This is a genomic window from Streptomyces acidiscabies (genome assembly GCF_020010905.1).
Lineage (GTDB): Bacteria > Actinomycetota > Actinomycetes > Streptomycetales > Streptomycetaceae > Streptomyces > Streptomyces acidiscabies.
The window spans coordinates 2,864,098-2,889,939 of sequence record NZ_JAGJBY010000002.1 but is presented as its reverse complement, the minus strand read 5'-3'; the positions used below and the strand labels follow the sequence as shown (position 1 = coordinate 2,889,939).

The 25,842-nt window shown below is 67.2% G+C and carries 18 protein-coding genes; 6 read left to right on the top strand and 12 right to left on the bottom strand.

Translation table 11 applies throughout. From position 1 onward, the window contains the following. Window position 1: 1 nt before the first annotated feature. The 3 genes from J8M50_RS39395 to J8M50_RS39385 are packed head-to-tail and all read right to left on the bottom strand — an operon-like array spanning window position 2 to window position 7,087. Window positions 2-4,276, bottom strand: a complete 4,275-nt coding sequence (locus tag J8M50_RS39395; protein WP_158002824.1) for a TIGR02680 family protein — start codon at window positions 4,274-4,276, stop codon at window positions 2-4. Continuing rightward, on the bottom strand, window positions 4,260-5,540 hold the full coding sequence (locus J8M50_RS39390; protein ID WP_075660952.1) for a TIGR02678 family protein: 1,281 nt from the start codon (window positions 5,538-5,540) through the stop codon (window positions 4,260-4,262). Before J8M50_RS39390 ends, J8M50_RS39395 begins: the two co-directional genes overlap by 17 nt. Further along, window positions 5,537-7,087, bottom strand: coding sequence for a TIGR02677 family protein (locus tag J8M50_RS39385; RefSeq protein WP_010357535.1), 1,551 nt, complete (start codon window positions 7,085-7,087; stop codon window positions 5,537-5,539). The genes J8M50_RS39390 and J8M50_RS39385 overlap by 4 nt, the downstream gene beginning before the upstream one ends. 329 nt (window positions 7,088-7,416) lie before the next feature. Between J8M50_RS39385 and J8M50_RS39380 the strand changes: the two genes are divergently transcribed. After that, window positions 7,417-8,574, top strand: coding sequence for a hypothetical protein (locus J8M50_RS39380; protein WP_040837356.1), 1,158 nt, complete (start codon window positions 7,417-7,419; stop codon window positions 8,572-8,574). Window positions 8,575-8,723: 149 nt separating this feature from the next. On the opposite strand, the gene J8M50_RS39375 is transcribed toward J8M50_RS39380, so the two are convergent. Beyond that, window positions 8,724-9,098: a hypothetical protein gene (locus J8M50_RS39375; RefSeq protein ID WP_223786394.1), complete on the bottom strand. Its 375-nt coding sequence runs from the start codon at window positions 9,096-9,098 to the stop codon at window positions 8,724-8,726. A 1,264-nt stretch (window positions 9,099-10,362) separates the two neighbouring features. Between J8M50_RS39375 and J8M50_RS39365 the strand changes: the two genes are divergently transcribed. From J8M50_RS39365 to J8M50_RS39355, 3 genes are read left to right on the top strand one after another with little or no spacing between them, the layout of a single operon-like run. Then, window positions 10,363-11,247, top strand: a complete 885-nt coding sequence (locus J8M50_RS39365) for a DUF6083 domain-containing protein (protein WP_078481083.1) — start codon at window positions 10,363-10,365, stop codon at window positions 11,245-11,247. Continuing rightward, window positions 11,247-11,777 (top strand): hypothetical protein, encoded by a 531-nt coding sequence (locus J8M50_RS39360; RefSeq protein WP_050987312.1) that lies wholly within the window; start codon window positions 11,247-11,249, stop codon window positions 11,775-11,777. Before J8M50_RS39365 ends, J8M50_RS39360 begins: the two co-directional genes overlap by 1 nt. A gap of 24 nt (window positions 11,778-11,801) precedes the next feature. After that, window positions 11,802-13,292: a UvrD-helicase domain-containing protein gene (locus J8M50_RS39355; protein WP_010356358.1), complete on the top strand. Its 1,491-nt coding sequence runs from the start codon at window positions 11,802-11,804 to the stop codon at window positions 13,290-13,292. A 332-nt stretch (window positions 13,293-13,624) separates the two neighbouring features. Here J8M50_RS39355 and J8M50_RS39350 read toward each other — a convergent pair whose 3' ends face one another. Beyond that, window positions 13,625-15,136, bottom strand: coding sequence for an MFS transporter (locus J8M50_RS39350; RefSeq protein WP_010356359.1), 1,512 nt, complete (start codon window positions 15,134-15,136; stop codon window positions 13,625-13,627). 146 nt (window positions 15,137-15,282) lie between these two features. Further along, the gene (locus J8M50_RS39345; RefSeq protein WP_010356360.1) at window positions 15,283-16,491 is read right to left on the bottom strand and encodes an oxygenase MpaB family protein; all 1,209 of its coding nucleotides are present in this window, start codon (window positions 16,489-16,491) and stop codon (window positions 15,283-15,285) included. 243 nt (window positions 16,492-16,734) lie between these two features. Between J8M50_RS39345 and J8M50_RS39340 the strand changes: the two genes are divergently transcribed. Continuing rightward, window positions 16,735-17,340, top strand: a complete 606-nt coding sequence (locus tag J8M50_RS39340) for a TetR/AcrR family transcriptional regulator (RefSeq protein WP_010356362.1) — start codon at window positions 16,735-16,737, stop codon at window positions 17,338-17,340. 256 nt (window positions 17,341-17,596) lie between these two features. After that, complete coding sequence (locus J8M50_RS39335; RefSeq protein ID WP_223786393.1) at window positions 17,597-19,954, top strand: SpoIIE family protein phosphatase; 2,358 nt, start codon at window positions 17,597-17,599, stop codon at window positions 19,952-19,954. 232 nt (window positions 19,955-20,186) lie between these two features. Here J8M50_RS39335 and J8M50_RS39330 read toward each other — a convergent pair whose 3' ends face one another. From J8M50_RS39330 to J8M50_RS39305, 6 genes are all read right to left on the bottom strand, one after another. Further along, window positions 20,187-21,557 (bottom strand): MFS transporter, encoded by a 1,371-nt coding sequence (locus J8M50_RS39330; RefSeq protein WP_010356364.1) that lies wholly within the window; start codon window positions 21,555-21,557, stop codon window positions 20,187-20,189. A 158-nt stretch (window positions 21,558-21,715) separates the two neighbouring features. Continuing rightward, window positions 21,716-22,630 (bottom strand): alpha/beta fold hydrolase, encoded by a 915-nt coding sequence (locus J8M50_RS39325; protein WP_010356365.1) that lies wholly within the window; start codon window positions 22,628-22,630, stop codon window positions 21,716-21,718. Window positions 22,631-22,633: 3 nt separating this feature from the next. Next, window positions 22,634-23,014, bottom strand: coding sequence for a hypothetical protein (locus tag J8M50_RS39320; RefSeq protein WP_202950052.1), 381 nt, complete (start codon window positions 23,012-23,014; stop codon window positions 22,634-22,636). Beyond that, a complete protein-coding gene (locus J8M50_RS39315; RefSeq protein WP_010356368.1) occupies window positions 23,001-23,909 on the bottom strand; it encodes an NAD(P)-dependent oxidoreductase in 909 nt (302 codons plus the stop codon). Before J8M50_RS39315 ends, J8M50_RS39320 begins: the two co-directional genes overlap by 14 nt. Continuing rightward, window positions 23,906-24,289 carry a 4-carboxymuconolactone decarboxylase gene (pcaC, locus tag J8M50_RS39310; protein ID WP_010356369.1) on the bottom strand — a complete coding sequence of 128 codons (384 nt, stop codon included), beginning with the start codon at window positions 24,287-24,289 and terminating at the stop codon, window positions 23,906-23,908. Before pcaC ends, J8M50_RS39315 begins: the two co-directional genes overlap by 4 nt. After that, on the bottom strand, window positions 24,286-25,692 hold the full coding sequence (locus J8M50_RS39305) for an NAD-dependent succinate-semialdehyde dehydrogenase (RefSeq protein ID WP_202950053.1): 1,407 nt from the start codon (window positions 25,690-25,692) through the stop codon (window positions 24,286-24,288). Before J8M50_RS39305 ends, pcaC begins: the two co-directional genes overlap by 4 nt. Between the last annotated feature and the right edge of the window lie 150 nt (window positions 25,693-25,842).

Here is a 25,842-nt window from a genome sequence, read left to right as displayed (position 1 = left end):
GTCAGTCGAGGTCCATGTCATCCAGCAGCCCACCGGTCCGGCGGTAGGTGGTGGCGTCCTCGTCCGTGTCCTCGAACTCCTCCTCCATTTCGGGTTCGTCGTCCAGGTCTTCGTCCTCGTCGGTCTCGTCGTCGGCTTGTTCGTCGTCGAGCCGGTCGTCAGCGTCGAAGTCGAGGCCGCTGCCACCGAGCAGCGCCGGATCGAGCATGGGGTGCCGCTGGGCCCCGTCCCAGAGGATGGGGGTGGTGAGGACTCCCTCCGTCTGCGGGTCGCGGAACAGCTGGTAGGTCGCCACACCAGGGACCTCCTCGTAGAAACCCCATTCGTCGTGGCTCGCCATGACGAAGTCGAGGTCGAGTTGGACGAGAAGTCCCATGCACTCGCCACGCATCTCGGCGTCGATGCCGGCGAACGCCTCGTCCAGATACACCGGGCGCGGAGCGGTCCGCGCAGCTCCGGCGTAGTGGGCCGCGGCAGCGGCGAAAAGCGGGAGCTGTAGCATGACGGCCTTTTCGCCGCCGGATCCTTTGCCGTGCATGCCAGCGTCGATGTCTGTCCATCTCTGTTGCGGGCCGGTCTTGTACTGGACGCGGATCCGGCTCCAGGTCCGGTAGTCGAGGGCGATGCGCAGGTGACTCTTCCAGTCCACACCGCCTTCCGCCTCCCTGGCCACGCCAATCTGTCGGCTGAGGAAAGCGATCAAGTGCTCGCGGGCCTCGTCGGGCAGGAATCGGTTGGCCTGCTGGTCCAGCGTCGCCAGTGCCTCCCGAGTCTCCTCACCCTCGTCGGGGTCCGGCTCCCAGACCAAGCGCATGACGTGCCCCGAGGCTGTGCGGCGCAATCCGAGAAGCCTGTTCATCTCTTCGATGAGCGCCTTGGCCCGCGCACGGCGGCGGCGCAAATGGTCCCCCACCTGTCCGAGCAGGACTTCCGTGAACAGATCGTGTTCACTCGCGTCAAGCAAACGGTTCCGTTCGTGGACCTCCCTCTGCACGATGGCGAGCCCTTGCGCGACAGTGAGGTGCTGACCGTTGTGGAACAGACGAACAGAGACGAGCCGGTCCTCGTTGCCGGCTCGTACCTTCCAGTCCGGGCCCGCCAACACGGTCTCGAGGTCTTGGCGGGCGCTGTCCACTTCGTCCCGTGCTTGGTCGAGGGCGCGCGAATCCGAGGGATCGTCGATGAGCTGCGGGATCAGAGCCAGTGCAGCAGTGACAGCGTCGAGGGATCCCAAGGCCGGTCCCTCTGCGGAGACCAGGGCGAGGAATCCGAGCCGGTCGAGTTCCCTGTACCCTCTGGCCTGGTCGTCCAAGGCCTGCTTTCGCTGCTCGACGACTTCGCGGGCCAGCGCGCACGCCGATTGAGCGAGGGTGTCCCGCTTGTTTGCGGCCTCCAGTGCTGCCAGGCTCTTGTTCTCCATGGCGAGGTTCTTTGCGAGGCCCGTCTGGGCAATGGTGAGTTTCTTCAAGACGTCGTCGACGTCCGCCCCGACGACACTGCGCCGCACGTCGTGTTGTTGGCGCTTCGTCTTGGCGTCGCGCTCGGCATTGCCCAGGTCGATCCTGACCAGCTTTTGGTGGTCGCGACAAGTGGTCAGCAGTGCGTCGGCGCTGGTGCACTGCTCTGCCTGGGCCAGCCAGGCGCCCAAACGGCGGAAAAGGTTTCCCAGACTGGTCGCGTATTCGGTGAGCGCCTGCTGCTCCGTGGCGAGCGCTTCCAACCGAGTGCCGGTCGAGCATTGTCTGGAGTAGCTATCGAGCTCTGCACGCGCCTCCTTCCAGATGGTCTCGCGTTTGTCCAGCGCGGCTTTGTCGAGTCTGCTTTGTGTGTCGTGCGCTTCATATACGTGTCTGGCCGCCGATAGGGCCACGCGGCAGTCCCGCAGCGGCTGGTCGAAGTCGGTGACTTCGTTGCACTCGGCCAGCAGGTCGTCCTGCCGCTCGGTGAGGTGCTGCTGCCGCTTGTCGATCTGTACGATCCGGCCGTCCAGCTCGGCGAGCTGATTGTCCAGCGACTGCAGGCGACGGAGGCGCTCGGCCTGGCGGGCAGCGGCGCCGATGAAAGCGGCCTGCGTCGCCGTGGTACGGCCGTGGACCGGGCCGATCCGCCAGGAGCCGTTGGTCGACACCCAATCGCCCGGCGACTGCTCTGAGTCTGAGGGGGCGAGCGCGATAGCAGCGAGAATGCTCGTGGTCACCCGCGATGGGACCATCTCGTGGTCGACGGCGTGCAGCACGTCGGCGAGGGAACGGCCGAGCACAGGTTCCCGGTCAGTGGGCAGGAGACTGTCAAGAGTGCTGCCGTCCAGCAGGCCTCCCTCAGGGGTGACCCATGCGTCCAGTACTCCTGAACCGAGCAGGGCGGCCTCCAGGCCCGCCCGAGCCCGGTCGTCGATGTCCGGGGCGAACTCGAGCAGCCGCCACAACGGAGCACCGTCGGCGGCTTCGCTGCGATCCCGCCGCTCGTGCGTCGGGGCCGTCGGAAGGGGATCCTTCTCCTTGGCGACGCGCAGCCGCAGGGCGGCGGTTCGGCCCCTTTCCTCCTGCAGGACACGCAGTTCGGTGGCCAGATCGGATGCCTGTTGAGCGAGCAGGTCGCCTCGGGGGCGGGCGAGACGGGCGACCTCCTGGGAGAGGGTGGTGGCGCCCGGAAGTCCGAAGGTCGGCGTCAGTGACTGGAGCTCACCCAGGTCGCCGTCAGTCAGCCGCAACTCCTTGCACCGCTCGCTCCAGTCGACGAGCTTGACCCGCAACTCGGCTATCTGGCGTGCGAGTTGTCTTTCGCCTTCGTCCACGGTGCGCTTGGCCGTTCCACGCAGCGCCAAGGTCTTTTGGAGGCCTTCGTCTGCTTGGTCGCGTGCGGCCTTGGCGTTCTGCGAGGCCTGGGCCAGGACGACGGCGCGGCGGAGAACGTTCGCGCGGGTTTCCACGTGGCCCAAAAGCGTGACCTCCGTCTGAGCGGGGTCCTCGCGGACAGATGCGGCGAGCTCGGTATGAGCATCCTCGATGCGGGTCTTGGCCGCCCGCGTCTTGGCCTGCTGCTCGGCGTCCAAGAGCACGGCAGCGGCAGCTTCGAGAAGCCGGGACTGCTTGGCGGCTGCGCTTTCCGCCTTAGTGATGGCGGACGCTGCCGTCTTCAGCCGCTGTCGGAGATCGGGGAGCTTCGTTTCCGCTTCCTCGGCCTGTTCCAGAAGCCGCCTAAGGAGTTCATGCTGATCCATCAGCGGGTCGGTACGAAGTTCTTCGACGGCAATCCGGAAGGTCTCGCGCTCGTCGAGGAAACGCCGCCGCTGCTCCTGCCCCTCCTTCAGCGCTTTCCCAGTCCGGTCGACCTCCTCAGCAGCGCTCTTACTGCCCTGTTGCGCCTTGGTGAGTTGAGAATCCGCCTCGGCCAACCGCTCCGCGACGCTCCTGGTCCACCGGCGCGCGTAGCGGGAGTACACCGACAGGAAGGTGGACATGCCCAGTTGATGCCGCTCTTGCTGTTCAAGGTCGTCGCGGTCACGGGCCAACTGATCGAAGCGGATGGCCAAGTCGTCCAGCAACGTCGTACTGACCGGCGGCAGTCCGTTACTCAGCATCCGGCTGAGCTGCTCGCCGTTGAAGTTCTCGCTCAACTTCGGTTTGCGCAGGACCAGCAGGAGTTCCACCAGGGCGGCCAGCTTTCCGACACCGACGCCGAACAGGCGCTTCGCGACAGCCGTTCGGTACGCGCGCCGGTCCTCGAAGACGTCGCTGGCGCCGAGCCTTACCGCCAGTTGCTTACGCAGGAGTGGCTGTCTCTGCTCGTTCAGCAGGCTGAAGTCCTGGCCGACACGTTTCGAGGTGACGAAAAACCAGGGCTTGTGGACCCCTCCCTTGACGGACGTGCTGCCTCTCATTCCCATGCCGATGGTGACGAACTCGTAGCTGCCGTCCTCGGTGACGCGCCCGTACTCGCACCAGCTGTACCCGACGCGATGGCCGCGCCCTCGATGCAACAGGTTGTCCCGCATCGGGCGTGCAGTCGAGCCGAACGGGTCCAGGCGCCGCGCGCTGAGCCGCGCGTCCAGCAGCAGCGGGCTGGTGACCTCCATCACCTTGGTCTTCCCGGCCCCGTTCCGCCCGCGCAGAATCAGTCCGTTGCGGTAGGAGACGAACTCCTGCTCCTCGTACTCCCACATACCGATGAGACCCAGGCGCAACTGCTGGAACCGCTCCCGTTCCGGCACGGGCAGCTCCCCGCCGAGAATGCGCTGCAGCGCGGGTGTCGGCGTTCGATCAGTCGACGATGCCATCGGGGCGGCCTTCCGGAATCGAGGGGCGAGTGGCCTGTGTCTTGCTGCGGCGGGGCGGCGTATCGAGATCTTGGCCGAAGAGCAGCAATGCCTCCCCGGTGACACGGGCCCCGCGTCCGGAAGGGTCGCGGTAGCGGGCGAGGGCGGGACGGACGAGTACACCGTCTTCATGAGGATCGGCGAGTCCGAACTGCATCAGCACGGGCACGGAGTACCTCAGCACGACGGCGCCGTCCACGGGCTTGCGCTCGATGTTCGGCACGACGCGGCGGATCTGTTCCGCGACCAGGTCCACCAGCTCGAGGAGACGGTCGTGCCCGACCACGAAGCTGCCGGTCTGCCCCGGGATGGCCTCTCCGGCCAGCAGGTCGGCCAGGGCCAGCGCCGCCACTGAGACGGCGCTGGCCGCAGGGAACTCGGAATCGGAGAAACGGAAGTCGACGATCGCGAGGCCCTCGGCCCGCACCTCTACCCGGGTGTCGAGTCCGAGGACGAGTTCCGCCGCCAACTCCTCCCGGTGAACGGACAGATACTCCCGTTGGTCCGATGGCAGGTCTTCCACGTAGACGACCGGGTCGTCGACCAGACGACGCATGAGTGCCTGCCGAAGCTCGGAATCGGTCCTGGCCCCGAGCCCGGGTTCGTCTTCGGCGACACGCAGCAGCGCGTCCGGGCTTTCGGCCTGACTGGGTGGGACCGGGCAGACCACGGCCGAGGCGGCCAGGCGGTGGTCTACGTCGTAGAGGGCGTTGCCCTGACCCGCGACGTAGGCCTGTTCGGAGTCGGCCGTGACGCCCGCCTCCCGGGGAGACCGCAGCACGCCGCCCTCGGCGAGGAGCCGGAGCGCCGCGACCAGATCGCGGCGCTCCCGCGTCGAGGTGGCGTCGAACCTGCGCAGACTGCGGTGCGCGGTTGTGAGTGCGGTCACACGGTCAGCGAGCTCGCTGATCACGGTCTGCCCACCGCAGTCGACCAGAACCGCCAACAGCAGGCAGTACAGTGCGCACTGCCTCGGGGTGGGGACGGTCGGATCGGGATAGCGCCCGGGACTCTCGGGGATCTTGAGCAGCCGTATCAGATCGCGCTCGACCACCAGCGGCCATCCCAACTGCCGGTCGAACCAGGCGCGTAGTTCCTTCTCGTGCCTACGAGCCTGATCGACCAGCCGCCTGTGTCGGCCCTCGCGCCGAAGCACGGGGGTGTGCAGCAGGGCGCGAACAACCTCACGGCGTTCGTGTCCCTCCTGCCCTGTCCACGCGTTCACCGGCGCCCACGCTCATCCACCAGCAGCGTCAACTCGAAGTCCTGAGTGCTCAACACCCCGCCCCGCAGCTCCACCGCGGCGGCAGCCCCTTCAGCCGCAGGTCCCAGCGTGATCAGCAGACGGCCGTCGGGGGTACGCGCACGTCGAATGCCCCTGCTTCGCCTGTGCGTGGACAGAACGAGTCCAAGACAGGTCAGGAAGACCTCCGCCTCGGCGGAGTCCAACTGACCGAGCTCCGACAGCCGCACCGGGCCTCTGTCTGCCAGTGACCGCTCCGCGGCCTCCGTAGCCGCGTGTTCCTGCTGCTGCCGGGCGGCCAGCAGGCTCTTGGCACGCCGCGGGTCACGGACCCGCGGCGGAGTTCCCGTGTGAGCCCGAGGGCCACGCGAGCGCAACTCTGCCGACACCGGAGCCGGCTCACTCTGCCACCAGCCGACCTCGGGGCCCGTATCGCAGTCGTCCTCGAACGCACCGGGATGGCCCAGGTGTCGGGATGAGTAGGAGCCGAAAGCCGTACGCCACAAGGCGCTGGTATCGCGCCCGCCGCCGGTCCTGTCGAAGCCGTCGAACCAGCCGGCCAAGGCCACCAGATCGGCCGTCCTGCTCGCCCGCCGGAACCGCTGGTCGTTGATGTGCCCGATAGTCATGACGATGAAGGCGATTGCATCGGAGGCCCGGTCGAGCAGCAACTCGGCGACCGGAGGACGGTCGCTGGCAGCCACGAACCAGCGGCGCAGCCCCTCCCACTGTTGTTGCATCCGCTGCGCGTCACGCAGGACGACCTCCTCGTGGCTGACACCCAGGACGGGCGCGGCCTCAAGCGCCGCCATCTCGGTGAGCCGGGCCAAAAGCCCCGCCCGCTCCAACTGAATGATCAGCTTCACAATCGGAGCGGCGCTTTGGTGTAGGACAACCGTGAAGGACTGCAGATACCCCACCACGACGTTCTTGTAGGCGATGAACGCCTCGGTGTCCCGAATCTCCTCGGAAGCCAACGAGCCGCCCAGGCCCTGGACAAAGAGCTTCGCGTCCTCCGACAACCGCACGAATCCCTCGGTCGTGCGTCGGAAAGCGCCGAGGGTGCTGCTGAGGTCGCAGTCCTCCTCGCGAATGGCCCGCAACAGTGCCGCAAGGGACGCGAGAACCTCCGGAAGCATTGAGGCCTGCAGAGAGCCGGCATCGGACATGTCCTCGTCGATCCGGGTCATCTCGCGATGGACCCGGGCGCCGGCCGAGGTCAGCTGATACAGATGGTCTCGCTGAAGGTACTCCTCGGGCGTGGTGGTGTAACGGGTGTTGTGAATCCGGTCCACGTTCCGCCAGCCGTACAGGTCTTCAAGCAGGCCATCAACCGCCGGAAGGGCCTCCAGCAGTTCCGGCTCGCTCGCAAGCTTGTCCTGGACCCGCTGCCTGATCTGTTCCGTGCTGAGGTGGACGCCGAGTCGGGCTTCCTCATCCAGCAATACATCCAGGACCAAGCGGTAAAACAGCGTCTTCTCGTGGTTGAGGTAAGCCACGATCTTCATACGCCCGCCGAATGCGGCCACCTGCGCTACTCCTGCCCCCTGATCACAGACGCATCGAGCCCCCCAATGCCACCAGGTGCCGCTTGCGCTGCAGAACTCCCGTTTACGGAGGGTACAGCGGATTGGTTCTCTGGCGTCCGTGTTTGTGTCAGTGAAGCGGCCGGCCGGTCAATAGTGTCGGCTCTCGATCAAGGACGGGAACTTCTGGAAATCGATGCCGTGCGGCAGTACCAGGACGGGCAGTCACCCCTCCAGCATCCCTGGGCATGGCGGGTCACGGCTGTCTGCAGTGGCAGGACCTCAAGCAGGACTCGGACAGGACCCGTAACTCATGTTCGTGGCGTCTGCAGATGGGTGATGATGTTGCGGTGAGCTTGGACTTCAGTAACTACGAACTCCGCTGGCCCATAGAGCTGTTCGTCACCGAGGGAGAGCGCATTCTTCGGATGACGGGCTCCTCCTGGGAGGAGCAGGCGAAGTGGTTCCTGACGGAGACCCTCGCAGGGGGCGCGGCCTTGGACTTCGAGGAGGCACCCGGCCGGAGAGATCCGGCGGACGACCCGTGGGCCACCACGACGAGCCGCTGGCGCCGCGTGCCCAGTGTGGAGGATCGGCGTGACTGGTTCGGGGAACTCGTCAAGCGAGCGTCCGAGCTGCGGCACGCGGTTGCGCCCCGGCCGTACTGGTCGCAGCGGCACGGCAACGTCGTCGTCTCTCCCGGCAGCCGGGCAGAGCAGGACGCCCAGGAGGAATTCGCACGGCTCGTCGGGGACTTCGCCGAGAACGGATACCTGGTTGAGTCGTTCGGTCACTACTGCGTGGACGACCACGATGATCTGCCCGACGCCTCGGAGGTGATCGAGCGCCGACTGGGAAGTCCCGACCTGTGGCCCCTGGCTCCGCAGACATGGGACGAGGACACCTTCTACGGCCTCGTCGAGGTGTTCCACGACTTGATCAGCCGCCCCCGGCGGCGACACTTTCACAGCTACGGCGGTTGCGGCTGGCATCACGCGGAGTTCCACAACGGCCCGGCTCGCATCCTGTACCGGTGGCGCGTGAACCGGCTGTTGCACAAAGCCGGCATCGAGTACGAGCTGGCCGCAGAGGGAGAGGACCTCGGTCGACTCGTCGCCGTCACCGATGATGCCCGCTCCGAGCTCGTGCACCGAGCGCTTCATGACAGCCCGCCCGACATCACCGCTGGCGTGCACCACGCCATCGCACTCTTCCGAGGACGCGGAACGTCAGCCGAGAGCAAGAGGTCGGCGATCTTCAACCTCGCCCGCATCCTGGAGGAGCGCCGCGCTCTGATCAAGGAACACCTTGGAAAGGACGAGGGCGCTCTTTTCGAGATCGCCAACCGTTTCGACCTGCGTCACCGTCGGGCCGACCAGCGCGGCGACTACGGCGAAGCCTTCCTCGACTGGATCTTCTGGTGGTACCTGGCCACGGTGGAGTTGACCAACGAGCTCGTGGCGTCCCGGGGCCTTCCCGCCGAGGCCTGAGTTTGTCCTACCGTCCTGGGGTGGGCCCACGCCTCCGGAAGGAACAGGTAGCCGAGCTCGGCCTTCCCGGCCGCCGGACGGATGTGCCCCGGACTTCCTCACTCTGGTTTCAGGTCGCCGTTGGCGGTGGATCAGCCAGTCCAGGGCGTTCAGTTGGCGTCCTCGATGGCAGAACGCGGATGCAGCCCTTTCGGACCCAGCCTCCATGACACCTCTCCGTCCAGTCCTGTGTCCAGTGCCGCTTGCCAGGTCATGAGAATCCCCGCAGCTACCAACTGCTCCAGTAGCGGGGGAAGAGCGGCGGCAGGCACTCCGCACTCTCGCGCCACATGGTCCATCTCCGCCACGCCGTGATCACTTCCGAGGGCAGTGCGGGCGACGAAGGACAGGGCGGCAAGTCGTAGTAGCGGGTTAGAGGTACGAGCGGAGCAGGCGCCGCGCAACGCCCAGTCGGCGGCGCGGAGCCGGTCGGGCCGTGCCGGGTGTTGGGTGAGCAGACCCGCGTCGAGTATCTGAACTGCCATCACACGAGGGGCGGATGGGCAGGTACGCGTACGCAACAGTCCTGTTTCGTCGAGCTCGCGCCATACGTCCGCAGCCGATTCGAGGCGAAGACTGCGCAGTACGCCGTAGGGCAGCCTGACTTGAGCCGAGTCGTTCATGCGTAGTGCGCACTGAAGGGCGAGCATGCGGGCACCGGCTCCTGTCTCCCCGGGCAGGGCAGTGGAGAGATAGTTCAGCATCTCGCGCACCCGAATCTGGCTATCCGGCCCTCTTGGGGATCGTCTGCGTCGGGCGCGCGGCTGTCCGGATGGTGGAGCTGTGGCGGCCAGGGTTGTTTCGGGGACGACGGCGGCCTGAGAGGTGACCGCCGCGCACGAGGTGCAGGCGTCGGAGAGGCGCCACCGGCGTCCGCCTCGTTCCCGGACGAGGAGGAGCCGGATCGGGCCATCGCACCCACGGTGGCGGGGATGCTGGCGACAACCCCGCTCGTGGCACTGACAGGTCCGCAGGTGCGCGGGAAGCGGATCCTGACTGGCGTGCGCAGCCAGGTGGGCCAAGAGCTCCGCTCGAGCGGCGGAGCCGACGAGCGGCCGCCCGCTGTGGGTGCACTGCTGGCATACGAGTACCGGTCCGCCGGCCTGCGGGCGCAGTTCGACCGTCCAGGTGCGCCGGACTCCCGGGCGTACGGAGCAGAGCCTCATGGCGCGCGTCTTCCTCCCGTCGCTCACTGCGCCGGCGCTCTGCCGGACTGGACTCGGGCGCACACGCTAGTGCAGCCCTCTGCCCGTCGCCCTCGCCCCTGACAGGCCGAAATGAGGCAGCGGCCTGCAATGACAGGGCCGGTGTCCGCACCTTCCCCTGGGTGGATGACGATCTTCCCGCCGACCCGGACTTCGAGACTCTGCGTCTGGATATGGCCCGGCCGCGCGCGGTGCGGGATGGCCCCACGGCGAGCTCGCTGCCAGAAATAGCCTGGCCAGGAGGATCCTCATCGAGATCGAGCAGGGCCGTACGATCGGCACCGTCCAGTCAATGCCCGCCCTCGCCCACGCGCTCGGCACTCCGCTCGATGAGCTCTTCGTGCCCTGTTCCCCGGGCATGAACCCCCGCAACCGATGAGTGACTGACGAGCCGTCCGGGCCTGGCGGGTGTTCAGTCGATCGGGCAGCTCGATGCGAACGCCTGGGCGTCAAGTCGAACGCATGTCGCCCTGATGAGGCTGTTTGGTGGACATTCACGGCCCAGACGTCGCTCTACGGCGTGTGGGCTGGCACCTTCGCGCACATGCGCCCTTCACCTGTACCCCGCCGCTTGGACGGCAGCCCGGTCCCAGCCCACCCGCGACGCTCGCTGTGTGTCGATCCCGACAGCCCCAGCAGACTTCTGCGTTGTGCTCAGCGCGACCGCTGCAGTGAATGCGGCAATCAAGTCGAGTGGTATCAGCGAGTCCGGGATCGTCCCGTCCGCCTGCATCCCCAGGAGTTGCCGACGGCCGCGGTGCCCGCCGACCACCGCTGGCACGTCAGCTCCGGCCTTGCGTATCCCTCCGGAGACGGCAGCGACTGGTGCCGACTGACCCACGCCCGTGTCTGCCCAGTCCGTATTGCCGACATCGCCGCAATCCCCGAGCTGACGAGCCTCCGTCGGACGTTGGCCGTGAACACGCGCCGCCTGGTGGACGCCGGAAGCTTCACCCCAGCGGCAGCACCGACGGGTCCTGCGGCCCGGCAGCCGCAGGACCCCTGCCGGCCCGCCAGACCCGTCGTCCAGATCCTGTTCGTCCGGTACCTCGCCGCGCGCCCCCTGGAAGAGCTCCAGTGTGTGGCCCAGACTCGGCGACGCGACCAATGCACCCTCAAGATGCTCGCTTCCGACGGCCCAGCGGGCGTCTGGAAACTGGTTCCCGCAACGGCCACCCAGGGGCAACTGGCTCTGCCTGCCGAGATGATGGCCCTGTACGACCTGAGTTCCCTGACGTACGCCGAACAGCTCCGCTGGCGAACACAGCGCTGCCCTCAGCACGCGGCCACCCCAACAGCTGCGGATCTGGAACTGACGGACTGGGAACCCTTCGACCCGCTCGTCCACCACACGTACGTACACCGACGTCTCCCCACCCACAGCCGCCGACCGAAGCCGGGCGGCGGGGCGCAGAAGGCGGTCCGGTGATGAGAAGACGGCATGCCGTAGAAATCATCCTGACCAGGCCGGTCACCCGAGCAGAACTGCACAGAGCCTGCCGCCGAGTGCCGCTCGCCGCGAACGCGGACCGCACCCGCCTGATGGCCGTGCGCGGGGCGAAGTCATCACGACACGCGCTGCGGTCCCTCCGCCACGAACTCGACCGGCTCCTGCCCATCGACGTCCTGACGACCCACTACCCCGACGCATCAGGTCAGGTCCTGCTCAACGTCGCCTTCACCCGCACCATGCACTCCACGATCCGCCAGGCCGCGACAGCTCGGGGACAGAAGCCCGCGGAATTCCTTGCCCAGGCCGTCGTAGGAGCACTTGAACGGGCCGAGCAAGCTCGCACCCGCCACTTGACCAGACAGCTCCAGGACCTTCTCGTCGATCACACGCCTGAAGCCCTACTCGCGTGTGCGGCACGCGTCCTGCTCGACCGCCGGCGCCAACCAACGGGTTCCTCGCCCGAAGCGGACGACCTGAGGCGAAGCACCGTACACACGACCCCTTGACCCTTCTCCACTGCGGAGCCCCTGTTGCACATCCCCACCGACGAACAGACCCACGCCGTCGACGCTTTCCGGGACGGCCACCACATGGTGCTGCAGGCCGGCGCCGGCACCGGCAAGACCAGCACGCTGGCTCTGCTGGCCGCGACCACTCGACGCCGAGGCCGCTACCTCGCCTTCAACAAGGACATCGCCGTCGACGCCGCCACCCGGTTCCCGCGCTCCGTGCAGTGCAGGACGGCTCACGCCACGGCCTTCGCGGCTGTCGGCCACCGGTTCACTCGCCGGCTCAACAGCCCGCGCCAGCCCGCCTGGCGGATCGGGCGCGCCCTGGGCGTGGGATCCCCCGTCCGTATCGGTGATCACGAGATCAGCCATCGGACCCTGTCCCACACCGTGCTGCGTACGGTCACCCGCTTCTGCCAGTCCGCCGACAGGACCCCGGCCCCCCATCATGTGCCAGCTCTGCGCAGGCTGGTCACACCGAACGAGCGTGCCCAACTCGCCGAAGCCGTCATGCCATTCGTCGGAAAGGCATGGAACGATCTGCAGAATGCCGAGGACGGGGTGGTCCGGTTCGACCACGACCACTACCTGAAGATGTGGGCCCTGACCGAGCCGAAGATCGAGGCCGACTTCCTCCTCCTAGACGAGGCCCAGGACACCAACCCCGTCCTGGAGCGGGTCTTCGCAGCCCAACGCGGGCACGCCCAGCTGGTTATGGTCGGCGACTCCGCCCAAGCGATCTACGGGTGGCGCGGGGCCCGGGACGTGATGACAGGCTTCGACGCCACCCACCTCACCCTGACCCGCTCCTTCCGCTTCGGCCCGCTCCTCGCCGAACAAGCCAACCGGTGGCTCGCGTTCACCGACGCGCCGATCCGGCTGACTGGTTCCGACGCCATTCCAACGAAGGTCGGCCCGGTCACCTGTCCGGACGCGGTGCTGTGCCGCACCAACATCGGGGCCATGACCGAGGTCATGAGACTGCTGGAGGAGGATCGTCGGGTGGCGCTCACCCGAGGCGGACAGACGCTCATCGCACTGGCACGCGCCGCGCGGGACCTGAAGGACGGCCGACGCACATCCCACCCCGAACTGGTTCTCTTCTCCTCATGGGGTGAGTTGCAGGAATACGCGGAATACGATCCCGCTGGCCGAGATCTCCAACCGTTCGTGGAGCTTGTCGATACCCACGGGCCCGAAGCCGTCATCGCCGCCGTCGACGCGCTGACCGACGAAGACAAAGCCGAGGTCACGGTATCCACCGCTCACAAGGCAAAAGGCCGGGAGTGGCTCGGGATCAGAATCGCCGAGGACTTTTCCCCGCCGCCGGACAGCGACCAGGTGGACGGCAACGGCCGGCCGATCCCTGAGACTGTGAGTGAAACGGACGCCCGTCTCGCCTACGTCGCCGTCACTCGCGCCCGCCACCAACTGGACCTCGGTGGGCTCGCATGGATCGAGAACCAGCCAGCTCCTGTCGATTGCGTCCGACAAACCGACGCACATGACTGACTCATAATTCAGCTTCGGAGTCCCACGTGGCTGGGTCGCCACGAACAAGCAGAGGTCCGTCTGTGTGCAGAACCCTGGTACAGCCCGACTCGTCTGTCGCTTCGTATTTCCGAGTTCAGAGCCCATGTTTTCCAGTAAATAAACCCTTGGGGATCGAATTCGGGTCGTATTCGCGCTACAGGTATCGTCGTTTCTGTCTGCCGTCCATGCCGTCCATGCCGTCCATGCCGCTCATCCAGGCATTCCAGGTGTCAAAGGCGGTTCGGTGGCGGTCTCCCAGTTATGCGGAACGGCCCGAGAGGAGTTCCTCGCGGGCCGTCCCTTGCCGGTTCTCACATGTGGACGACGGGTGCTGCGTTGGGGTCCTGCTCGGGAACTCCACGTCGGTAGAGGACGACGCTGACGGCCAGGCCGGCTGCGAAGAAGACGGCCGACCACCAGTACGCGGTGGAGTAGGCCTCAAGGCTGGCCTGCGCCTGGACCAGCGGGTCCTTGGGGTCGCGACCGGTCATGTAGTCGGCGGCTGCGCTGGTGGCCAGGGTGTTGAGCAGGGCCGTACCGATCGAACCGCCGACCTGCTGCATGGCGTTGACGGTGGCGGAGGCGACACCGGAGTCATCGGTGTCCACGCCTGCGACGGCCAGGCTCATGGCCGGGGCGATCACCAGGCCGAGGCCGAGGCCCGCGACGATGAGCGGCGGCATGACGTCGGCGGTGTAGCTGCTGTCGAGGCCGAGAGCGGTGAGCCATGCCATACCGGCGGCGGCCAGGCCCATGCCGAGCGGGACCACCGGCTTGGGGCCGATGCGGGGGACGAGCACGCTGGTGGCGAGGGCGGAGGCGACCATGAGCGCGGCGACCATGGGCAGGAAGGCCAAGCCGGTCTTGACGGGGGTGTAACCGAGGCTCTGCTGCAGGTAGTAGGTGAGGAAGAGGAAGACGCCGAACATACCGGCACCGCTGATCATGACGGCTACGAAGGAGGCGCCGCGGTTGCGGTCTAGCATGATGCGCAGAGGGAGCAGGGGGTGGGAGGACCGGGTCTGCCACCACGTGAATACGGCGAGCAGGACGGCTCCGGCGATGAGGAAACCCCAGGTCTGCGGGGAGCTCCAGTCGTGGGACTCGGCGTTGGAGAAGCCGTAGACCAGACTGAAGAGGCCGGCGCCGACGAGAACGGCTCCTGGGACGTCGAGGGAGGTGGTCTTGCTGCGGGCGGTGCGGCGCAGCAGCATCATGCCGCCGATGAAGGCGACGGCCGCGAAGGCGAGGTTGACGTAGAGGGTCCAGCGCCAGTCGAAGTACTCGGTGAGCAGACCGCCGAGGAGCAGGCCGATGGCGCCGCCGGCGCCGGCGATGGCGCCGAAGACACCGAAGGCCGTGGCACGTTCCTTGGGGTCGGTGAAGGTCGTGGTCAGCAGTGACAGGGCGGCGGGGGCGAGCAGGGCGCCGAACAGGCCCTGCCCGGCACGGGCGATGACGAGCATCTCGAAGCTGGTGGCGGCACCGCCCAGGGCGGACATGCCGGCGAAGCCGACCAGGCCGATGAGGAAGGTCATCTTGCGGCCGAACAGGTCCGCTATGCGTCCGCCGAGCAGCAGCAGACTGCCGAAGGCGAGGGCGTACGCGGTGACGACCCACTGCCGGTCACCGTCGGAGAAGCCCAGGTCCTTCTGTGCGGAGGGCAGGGCGATGTTCACGATGGTGGCATCCAGGACGACCATGAGCTGAGCCACGCCGATGATGGCGAGGATCCACCAGCGATGGTGGGGCGGGGGCTCGGCCGCAGGGAGTGAGGACACGTTGGCCGTGCCGTCATGGGCGTCGGTGGTGGTTTGAGACATGGCGGGGCTCCAGACGAATCGAGGAGTGCACATAGTGGTGGCGCGGTGCGGGACGGCTGCGTCGTCGGAGCTCGTCACGTGGTAAGGGGCGGTGCACGGCAGCCGGTGAGGCGGCCGGTGCTCCGCGCGAACTGGAGGCGGGAGAATCAGGCAGCCGGGAACTTCGGGAGACCCGCTCCTGAGTTCTGTCGACGACGTGTGCCACGGCGAGGGACACGTGGGACCACGTCCGGGCCGGAGTCCTCGAGTGCCCGGAGGTGGGCTTCTCGCGCCGAGGCGCGGGAGAAGGTCTGCCAGCGCCGGGCCTGCCGGTCGAGTGTGCCGATCAGCGGCATGAGATCCGGCGTGGCCGAGGCAGGAAGGCCCATACGGTTTGACGCCGGTTCCCCGAAGGTCTGCCGCAACACTGTGTGCATCAGCGTGCTGAGTTGTTCCTCGGAGAGGGCCATTCCCGGCGCGCGGGCCATGGCGTGAGCCTGAATCTCGACCATCGCGATCGTCAGGGTGCGTGAGTTATCGTCGGGCGACGGTGTCACGGAGTCCAGCAGGTCCTGCAACCGGCGGGCTCCGGCGTGGTCGGCGACGTCCTGGTGGAGGCGTTCGTCGAGTCCCAGCAGGTGGGCCACGTACGACCAGTACCGGTAGAGGTGGCGCTCTTCCGCGGGGCTGATCTCGATGCCGACGGCGGCCAGGGCTCGGTAGGAGATCAGGGTGAAGCCGAGCCAGGTACGGGCCATGTCGAGCTGACCGATCGGCAGGCCGGGGGCGCCCGCGTCCCAGTCCGCGAGCGACGTGGCACGCATACGGGCGTGGCGCAGTCGAAGCTCGGCGGCGGCCACATATCCCTGCCCTCCGCGCAGCAGCCCGCCCGGTTGGACGATCCGACGGGCCCACACCGCGGTCTCCACGAGGCTGCGCGAAGCCGTGTCCGTGGGTGTGCCGCTCCCGGCCAGGAGCCGGGCGACGGCCGGGGAGGCGTAGGTGTGGGCCAGCGCGCTGGTGATCGAGCAGAGCCCGGACCATATGGGCGGTACGGACCGGCTCACGACGTCGCCGCGGTGCAGCGTCGAAGGGGCGGCCCAGGACGGAGTGGCCTCCAGGTCCTTCAGCAGTGCGGTGATGGCTGTGGGGGAGTGTTCACCGAGGCTCGCCATCCCTTCCTTGAGGCCCATGTCGAAGGCCTGTCGTGCCGACGTGCCGTGGAGGTCCAGTTCGGCGACGGCGGCGTCGGCGAGCGGATCCCCGGCCGTGAGCAGGACGACGAGGTGCTCGGTCTGGGAGCTGTGCCGCTGTCGCGCGGCTTCCAGGTCGATCACTCGCTCGAGGGCTTCGCGGGGTGCTTGGTTCGCAGTCATGTGGCTCTCACTTCCGAGAGGGCGAGGCGGACCGGCGATCATGGGGGAAGGCCGCCTGACACATGTCAGATTACCCCCAATCTGACATGTGTCAAGTAAGCTGTTCCTGGTCCATCAGGCCGCCGTGCGGCAGCACAGGGTGCGTGCTGCGCGGGCACGAACAGTCAGGCATGGAGGCAGGAAATGGGAGCAAGCGCCGAATCAGCTCGTCGGCCGGGGCGCCCCGGCGCGGACACTCCCGCGGTGCCGGGGGAGGAGAGCATCCTGCGGCGCGGGCTCGAAGCCTTCGCGGAACTGGGGTACGACCACGCATCGGCAAGAGAGTTGGCCCGCCGCCTGGGCGTCAGCCACAACTTCATCAACGACCGGTACGGGTCCAAGGCCGCGTTCTGGCGGGCGGTGGTGGAATTCGCCCTCGGGGCACGACTGGCCGGTATGCCGCAGGTGGACCCCTCGCTGGACGATGCCGAGCAGTTGCGGCAGATCATCAGCAACTTCTACCGAACGGCGGCGGACGCGCCCCTCGTAGGACGGCTGTTCGTCGACGAGCTCAACCGGGACACGGAGCGGCTGGACTACCTGTACACGCACTACATCGGCCCGGTCCTGCAGACCATCACGGCCTGTGTCGATCGGCTCGTCGCTTCCGGCCGCATGGCGCCCATCCCGGTGGACGTGTTCTTCTTCGCCGTCATCCCGCCTGTCTCGGGCATGGTGGACGTGCCCCTGGCTCGACGACTGGGCCGACCCGCGCCGTCCTCACCGCAGCAGCTGACCGCCACAGCGGACGCGCTTGCGGCCCTCGTGGTCAACGGCATGCTCGCGACGGGAGCGGATGGTCGCCGCTGAGACCGATGCCACGGCGTGGGACCCATCAGGGGCGTTCGTATCCGTGCCGGCCGCGACCGGCCGGCACCGCCGCGCAGGGACATGCGGCGACCAGGTGTCATCCCGCGGGCCGGCCACCTCACCAGGAACAGAACGCCCCTCTGACATCGAAATTCTCACCGCTGCTGAATGCCCGCATCGGTGGGAGACTGGCTTTGCTATGGAGGATTTCGGCACGGCTCCTTGGGGTGCAGCCGCTGATATGTCATACGCGGCTGTGGCGCTGACGGACGCCGAAGGAGTGGTGATCGGCTGGGGTCCGGAGTCCCGTGTGCCGCTCGGCCTCTCTCGCACCGAGATCGAAGGGCACCCGGTGCAGGACCTGCTGTCCGGGGACGACGCCGCGACCTTGCAGCGAGTGCTTGCGCGTCAGGCGAGTTGGAGAGGTCGGCTCGCGTTCCTGCGTAACGACGGACAAGTCCTGGAACTGGTACTTCAGGCCCAGCCGATGCCGTCGGGGAGAGGGGATCTTCACTGGGTTCTGACGATGGCCCGGCCCGGTGAGCCGACGAGGTCGGAAGGCGGCCAGACTCTCGCAGACCGGGCTTTCACCCAGTGCCCGGTCGTCCAGGTGATCTACGACACGGAACTACGTTTCGCACGGGTCAATGCTGCCGCCGCCCGCCGGTTCGCCGCCACGGAGGAAGAGCTGCGGGGTCGTCTGGTCTCCGATGTCTTCTCGGAGCCGGTCTACGCGGCATTCCAGCGACATCTGCGTCAAGTGATCGAGACCGGGGAGCCGGTGCACTACGAGGGCTACTACAGCGTGCCGGGCGTGACTCACGAGCGCCCCTGGGCGCATGAAATAGGGCCTGTCAGGGATGCTTCGGGGCGCCTGTGCGGTGCGATCGTCACAACCTACGAGAGCAGCGAACAGTACTGGGGCCGACGGCGGTGGTCTCTGCTGAACGATGCGGCCACCCGTATCGGCACCAGCCTCGACGTGTCGCAGACCGCGCAGGAACTCGCCGAGACGATCACGCCACAACTAGCCGACTTCGTCACCGTCGATCTCCTCGATTCGGTGCTCCAAGGGACGGATCCGGCTCTGAGGCACGACCACTCGCCGCTTGCGCTGCGCCGTGTCGCGCAATGCTCGGCCACTGCGGGCTCTCCGGAGGCCGTAGTCGCAGTCGGCGAGTCCACCGCTCAGACGGCGGACTCGCCCTACACACGCTGTCTGGCCACGGGAGGAGCGATTCTGGCGAGAGCTGGAGACCTCGCATGGGAACGGTGGCTCGCGAACGACAGCGTTCGCAGGGCCCGCGTGCAGGAGTTCGGGTTCCATTCGACGCTGGCGGTACCGCTGCGTTCTCGTGGTACGACGCTGGGTGTCCTCTCCCTGCTACGTCGCCTCCACCCTGAGCATCCCTTCGACAGAGACGACGCGGTCCTCGTGGAAGAGCTCGCCGCAAGGGCGGCGGTGTCCATTGACAATGCCCTCCGCTATACCCGTGAGCACGCCACCGCCTTGACACTCCAGCACAACCTGCTCCCCCAGCGGCTTCGAGAACAACCTGCTGTGGAATTCGCCTCCCGCTACCTGCCCGCAGACTCCCCCCTGGGTGTGGGCGGCGACTGGTTCGACGTCATTCCTCTCTCCGGCGCGCGGGTCGCCCTCGTCGTCGGTGACGTCGTCGGGCACGGGCTCCAGGCCTCCGCCACGATGGGACGCTTGCGGGCCGCTGTACGCACACTCGCCGATGTGGACCTCAGCCCGGATGAGCTGCTCACCCGCCTCGACGATCTGGTGATCCGCCTGTCCGTCGATTCCGAAGGCGTGAGCGGCCAAGAAGTCGACGGTGACGTCGGTGCGACCTGCATGTACGCCGTGTACGACCCCGTCTCGCTGCACTGCAGCATCGCCCGGGCCGGACACCCCCTGCCTGCCATCGTGCTCCCGGACGATACGGTCGATTTCCCCGAGATACCGGCCGGGCCGCCCCTCGGCTTGGGCAGCCTGCCCTTCGAGTGCGCCGAATTCGACCTGCCGGCCGGCAGTCTCCTCGCCCTGTACACCGACGGCCTCATCGAATCCCGAGCCCATGACATCTCTGTCGGCCTGGATACGCTGCGCGAGGCCCTGGGAGCTTCGCACCGCTCGCTGGAATCCACGTGCGACGCCATCATGGATGCACTCGTCCCCAAGGCCCCCGACGACGATGTCGCCCTGCTCCTTGCCCGCACCCGGGCCTTCGACGGCGACCACGTCGCCACCTGGGACCTGGCGAGCGACCCGGTGGCCGTGGCTCCCACGCGTGCTGACGCGCGCCGGCAACTTACCGCCTGGCGGCTGAGCGATCTCGCGTTCACCACCGAGCTCGTAGTCAGCGAGCTGGTCACCAATGCCATCCGCTACGGCGCCCCTCCCATCCGGCTTCGGCTCATCCGTGACAGCGCACTCGTCATCGAAGTGACCGACGGGAGCAGCACCGCTCCCCATCTCAGACACGCCCGCGCCTTCGACGAGGGCGGACGCGGCCTGCTCCTGGTCGCCCAGATGGCACAACGCTGGGGCACACGCCACACACACAGGGGCAAGACCATCTGGGCCGAACTACTGCTCAGCCAGTAACCCTCTGGTTTCGCCCGGCCGGACCTTGGGGTTTGAGCCGCACCACCGGTGTCTTGAGGGCCGTGAGCCGACTGATCTCAGCGGCTCGGGCGAAGGTGCACCCCACCCCGGCGAGGCTGGAACGCCCCGCGGAGGTCGCGTCGCGTGGGCCCGCTGGAGGAGCGGGAACCCGCCTCCCAGAGGGCGGCGCTCGACCGCAAGGGCGAGGCAGGGGGCGGGCAGGGGCGCGACATCAGATGGCCGGCTCAGTCTTCCGAGCGTGGCGGCCGGCATGTACCGGCGCGTCGACGTTCTGGCGCTTGCGCGAGAACAGGACCGCCAGGCCTGACAGCGTGCAGGGGACCGCGCCGAAGAGAAACGCGGCGGTGGCCCAGGTGCCGTGGTTGCTCAGCAGCGTGGCTGCCAGGGCGGAGGAGAGGATCGCCCCGATCGGACCCACCGCTGCGACGAAGGCGGCGCCGCGGCCTCGGATACGCGTCTCGTAGCTTTCGCCGACGAAGAACAGGACGCACGAGTAGGGACCGATAAGGAAGAAGGTCCCGATGCTGTAGAGCGCGACGACGGTCCAGAAGTTGCTGGGCCCGTAGATCATTGCGGTGAAGACGAGACCTCCGGTGATCCAGCCGGCGGCGATGACGTTGCGCCTGCCGAACCGGTCCCCGAGGAATCCGTGAGTGAGATAGCCCAAGTAGGCGATGATGTTGGACAGCAGCAGGATGACCAGCGAGTTCGTGAACGACACATGGTGCACGTTGATGAGTACGGTGGTGCCCAGGACGCTGAAGACCTGCACGGGAAAGTAGTTGAGGATGTGTCCGAGCCCCAGGGAGAGCGTGGTTCGCAGGCCCCTGCCGCGGAAGATGTCGGCCAAGGTGCTACGGGTCTCGGACTCGTCGACGCCCAGGGCGGCCGCGAGTTGCTCGGCTTCTCGGCGTGCGCCGCGGGACTGAAGCTGCCGCAGCTTCTGCACGGTCTCGAACTGCGGGGACTCACGCAGCTTGCGTGCGAGGAGCGCGACGACCAGCGACGGGACAGCGGCGAAGAGAAAACACCCGACCCAGCCGGTGATCGGTAGCATCACTGCCGTCAGCGCGGCTGCCAGGATCGCTCCGATCGGCCAACCGCCCTGGACCAGCGAGTAGATGAAGCCCTGACGCTTCTTGATCCGCGGATCGTCCGAGGCCCCGTAGAGTTCGCTGAGATAGGCGCCGTTGACACCCTGTTCCGACAGACCCAGACCGCTGAGGGACCGGATGGCGACCAGCCCCCAGGCCGGCACGACACCTGCCAGAGCCGTGAGAACCGAGGCTACGCCGGCTCCGGCGGTGGTGACGGCCACGCCGGCCTTGCGGCCGAACTTGTCGACGACCGGCCCGGCCAACAAGCCGAGTGCCACCGCGCCGATGGACATCCAGGTGACGAGCGTGGCCTGCTCGGCTGAGTCCAGGCCCTTGTCCTTGCCTATCTCCGGCAGCAGGGTGCCGAAGAGAATGAAGTCGTAGACAGCGAACGCCCAGGCCAGGAAGGCCAGCACAGTGGCGTATGTGATCTGTCGATTGGTGACGGGCCGAGGCCGCCAGGTGTTCTCGCTCTGGATCGTCATCGACCCACCTCCAAGATTGTTACCGTTCGCTGTCGATCAACTACTGAAAGTCGCGAGCGGGGAGTGTGTGCGCTTGCGACATGGGCGCGATGCGCCTCATGCGCCTGCAAGGGAAAGGGGACCGGAGGCCGGTTGGTCAGCCGGCCTCCGCCTGCGACCTACTGGCTCAGGCTGCCGGTCCGACTGGGTGCGGACGCCTCGGAGCCGCCCTCGATCTCCAGCAGGATCGGCAGGAGGTACCTGCGGAACTCCTCGTAGTTCTCGGTCACCGGGAAGTGGCCGAGCTTGGGCATCTCCCAGTACTTGCACCCGGGCACGAGGTCGGCCAGTTCCTTGGTGTCGGCCGGCGAGGTGTTCGGGTCGTACTCACCGGTGAGCAGGTACAGCATGCACCTGTCGGTGTCGATGGCCCGCGCCTCCTCGGGGGAGACGTTGTGGTCGTAGTAGTAGTAATAGAGGTCGCCCGCGAACACGCCCGGTCCGCCGCACTGGTACTCCCACTGGAGCTCCCGGACGTTCTCCTCGGGGCTGTACGGGGAGATGTTCAGCAGCATCGCGGCCCCGGTGGAGGTGCGGGACACGTTGGGGTTGTCGAACTCCCGGCGGATCCCGGCCATACCCACGTCCACGTACTCGGCGGCGGAGCGCAGGGCCCCTTCCACAGCGATGGTCGCCCGGTAGCTGTCAGGACAGTTGGAAGCCAGGTCGATGGCAAGATGCCCGCCCATGGAACTGCCCATGTAGACCGGCCGGTCCAGCTCCAGGGCCTCGGACAGCGCGTTGGGGAACGCCATCATGCGCGCCTTGGTCATCTGGTACTCCTGCGTCCACCACGGCACACCGTGCGGCGGCAGGGACTTGCCGTGGTACGGCAGGTCGAATGCGATCACGCGGTAGCGGTCGGTGACCTCCGGGTCATTGAGCAGGTGCCGGTACTGCCGCCCGTCCGAGCCGGCGGTGTGGCCCACGATCAGAGGGATGCCCTGACCGGCCTCCTCGTAGTAGACGCGGTACTCGACGTCTTCCACGGTCAGGTGGACGTAGCGTCCGGTGATCGGTTCATGCCTGGCCATGGTTCACGCTCCCTGTGCGTTGAGCCGGCGGAAGATCTGCATCAGCCGGTTCAGGGCCGGCAGATATGCGTAGAGCTGCTCCGTGTTGCTCAGCTGCACGCCATGCTTGATGGACGAACTCTGCAGCGACTGGAAGAACGGCCGCGGGTGCTCGGCGGTCATCTCCTCCCACTGCTCGCGGGTGCCGGACACGGCGATCGCCGCATCCTTGGGATCGATGTCGCTCGGGTCCACCGACAGGAGGCGGCCGTCGTCATAGACGCCCAGCCACGCCTGGTCACCGATGGTCACATGGAGCTTGCCGGTGTAGTAGCGCATCTCCCGGGAGAACTCGAAGTCCTCGTTGGCCTGCTTCAGCACAGCCGCGAAGTCACGCATGGGCATGTCCTTCCTCTGTGGTTTCGAGGGTGTTGTCGGGGCGGTCGAGGATCTCGTACATCCTCGTGTGATCCTCGGCGGCGAAGCCGCTGTCGACGGCCTTGTGCCACACATCGGCGCAGTGGTGACTGAGCTCCGCGTCGACGCCCAGTTCCTCGGACAGGGCGATGGCTATGTCCACGTCCTTGGTCATCAGTCCGACGGTGAATCCGGAACCGAAGCTGCCCGAGAGCATGAACTGGGCCACCTTGTTCTCCGAGGTGTTGCTGCGCCCGGAGGACGCGTTCAGCACGTCGGTCAGGGTCTGTGGTTCGATTCCGAACCGTTGCCCGATGTGAAGCGCCTCGACTGTGACGGCCACCGACGCGGCCGAGACGAGATTGTTCAGAGCCTTGGCCGCGTGCCCGGAGCCGGGTCCCCCGACGTGAATGAGGGACTTGCCCATCACCTCGAACAGCGGCTTCGCCTCATGCACGTCGGCGGCGGTTCCGCCGGCCATGATGGCCAGCCGGCCGTTGAGCGCTCCTCGCACTCCCCCGGAGACCGGGGCATCGACATAGCGCATGCCCTTCTCCTCCAGGGTGACCGCCAGCTGCTGAGAGCGGCTGGGTTCGGCCGAGGACATGTCGATGAACAGGGTGTTCAGTGAGGCCGCGGCCACGACCTGTTCGGTGAGCAGAGCGGTCTGGACGATGGCGGAGGTCGGCAGCATCGTGATGATGACGTCTGCGCGTTGCCAGGCGACGGTCCCGGCCGCGGCGGCAGTGGGGTGGGCGGCCAAGAACTTCTCCACGACTTCGGCGCTCCGGTCGTGGACGATCAGACTGTGTCCGGCCTGGACGAGACGCTGAGCCATGGGGAAACCCATGTTGCCCAGTCCGATGAACCCGATGGTCGTCATGCCTCGGCCTCCATCTCGGCGAAGACCTCCCGAGCAAGCCGGAAGCTTTCGAGGGCAGCGGGGGCACCGCAGTAGACCGCGACCTGGAGGAAGACCTCCTGGATCTGCTCCTTCGTCACCCCGTTGCGGACCGCCCCGCGCACATGCACTTTCAGCTCGTGCGGGCGGTTCAGAGCGCTGATCATGGCCAGGTTGATGAGGCTGCGCTGAGATCGATCGAGACCCGGGCGGTCCCACACATCGCCCCAGCAGTACTGGGTGACCACTTCCTGAATCGGCATCGAGAAGTCATCGGCACCGTCGAGGCTGCGTTGGACGTAGGCGTCGCCGAGTACCTCACGGCGGGTGGCCAGGCCCTTCTCGAACAGTTCCTTGTTCAACGTGTTGCTCCTTCGAAACCTGGTGTGCAGTTCCACACGGCTTGGATGTTGGTGAACTCGTGGACCCCGAAGTGGGACAGTTCGCGGCCGTAGCCGCTGTTCTTCACTCCACCGATGGGGATCCGGGGGTCGGAGACCGCTATGCCGTTGATGAACACCCCGCCCACCTCCAGACGCTGGGCCACGCGGGAAGCGAGGTCCGCATCGCTGGTCCACAGGCTGGCGCTCAGGCCGAACTGGGAGTCGTTGGCCATCGCGAGGGCGTCATCGAGGTCCTCGGCCACCACCAGAGAGGCGACAGGGCCGAAGATCTCCTCACGGAAGGACGTCATGGCTGGTGTGACATCGGCGAGCACGGTCGGCTGGAAGAAGCTGCCCGGCCCCTCGATCGGACTCCCTCCCGCCAGAAGCCGGGCACCCTCGGCGACGGTGCGCTCGACCTGGCGGTGAATTTCCTGGCGGATGTCGTCGCGGGCGATGGGCCCGATGTAGGTCGATTCCTGGGTGGGGTCGCCCACCGTCAGCTTGCGCACCTCGGCCACGAACCGCTCGGTGAACGTGTCCGCGATGGCCTGGTCGAGGATGATGCGCTTGGCCGCGATGCAGATCTGTCCACTGTTCTGGAACCGGCCGTGGATCGCCGCCTCCACGGCCGCGTCCAGGTCCGCGTCGCCGAGAACGATGAAGGCGTCCGAGCCCCCCAGTTCCAGCACACTGCGCTTGATGGCTCGCCCGGCCTGGGAGGCGATGGCCGAGCCCGCACGGACACTGCCCGTGACCGTCACACCCGCAACGGCCGGGTGAGCGATGGCCTGGGAGACCACGTCGTTGTCGGCATTGAGGACGCTGAACGTCCCCTCCGGAACTCCGGCCTCCCGCCACAGCCGTTCGACGGCCAGAGCACAGCCGACCACGTTAGGGGCGGGCTTGAGAACGTAGGCGTTGCCGCCCAGCAGGATCGGGATCGCCCCGCGCATCACCTGCCAGACAGGAAAGTTCCACGGCTCCACAGCCAGCACGGGTCCCAGTGGACGGTAGGCCACATGAGCCGCGGGCCCGATCGAGGTGGGAGCGTCGGCGATCATCTTCGCGCCGTTGTCGGCGTACCAGGACGCCACCCAGGCCGCTTTCTCCACTTCGGAACGGGACTGCGTGATGGGCTTGCCCATTTCGGCGGTGATCAGCGCGCCCAGTTCCTCCACATCCCGCAGCAGCAGCCGGGCCATGCGGGCCAGAGCGGCGCACCGGACCTCGGGAATGCTCTGGCTCCACTGTGCGAAGCCTTGCCGGGTACGGCGAAGGACGGCATCCAGTTCGTCACCACCGACGAACGGGTAGGTGTCGATCACCTCTCCCGTGGCGGGGTTGACCGACCTCGCGGCCGCGGGTGCTTGCAGAGTCACGATCTGGTCCTCTCGGAGCCGGGTGGGGGAAAAAGCGCAAAGTGGGTGGACAGCTCCGCGCAGTGCAGTGAGTGAGCGGGCATCCGACGGGGCCGGCGGCGGAGGGGCGGTGTGCGTCCTCATGCCGGCCTGTCAAAGGTGAGCGCCGCT

Excerpts from the sequence above, each read along its gene's own strand:
- J8M50_RS39395 (WP_158002824.1), bottom strand. The coding sequence starts at position 4,276 with ATGGCATCGTCGACTGATCGAACGCCGACACCCGCGCTGCAGCGCATT.
- J8M50_RS39380 (WP_040837356.1), top strand. The coding sequence starts at position 7,417 with ATGGGTGATGATGTTGCGGTGAGCTTGGACTTCAGTAACTACGAACTC.
- J8M50_RS39375 (WP_223786394.1), bottom strand. The coding sequence starts at position 9,098 with ATGGCAGTTCAGATACTCGACGCGGGTCTGCTCACCCAACACCCGGCA.
- J8M50_RS39365 (WP_078481083.1), top strand. The coding sequence starts at position 10,363 with ATGCGCCCTTCACCTGTACCCCGCCGCTTGGACGGCAGCCCGGTCCCA.
- J8M50_RS39360 (WP_050987312.1), top strand. The coding sequence starts at position 11,247 with ATGAGAAGACGGCATGCCGTAGAAATCATCCTGACCAGGCCGGTCACC.
- J8M50_RS39350 (WP_010356359.1), bottom strand. The coding sequence starts at position 15,136 with ATGTCTCAAACCACCACCGACGCCCATGACGGCACGGCCAACGTGTCC.
- J8M50_RS39345 (WP_010356360.1), bottom strand. The coding sequence starts at position 16,491 with ATGACTGCGAACCAAGCACCCCGCGAAGCCCTCGAGCGAGTGATCGAC.
- J8M50_RS39330 (WP_010356364.1), bottom strand. The coding sequence starts at position 21,557 with ATGACGATCCAGAGCGAGAACACCTGGCGGCCTCGGCCCGTCACCAAT.
- J8M50_RS39325 (WP_010356365.1), bottom strand. The coding sequence starts at position 22,630 with ATGGCCAGGCATGAACCGATCACCGGACGCTACGTCCACCTGACCGTG.
- J8M50_RS39320 (WP_202950052.1), bottom strand. The coding sequence starts at position 23,014 with ATGCCCATGCGTGACTTCGCGGCTGTGCTGAAGCAGGCCAACGAGGAC.
- J8M50_RS39315 (WP_010356368.1), bottom strand. The coding sequence starts at position 23,909 with ATGACGACCATCGGGTTCATCGGACTGGGCAACATGGGTTTCCCCATG.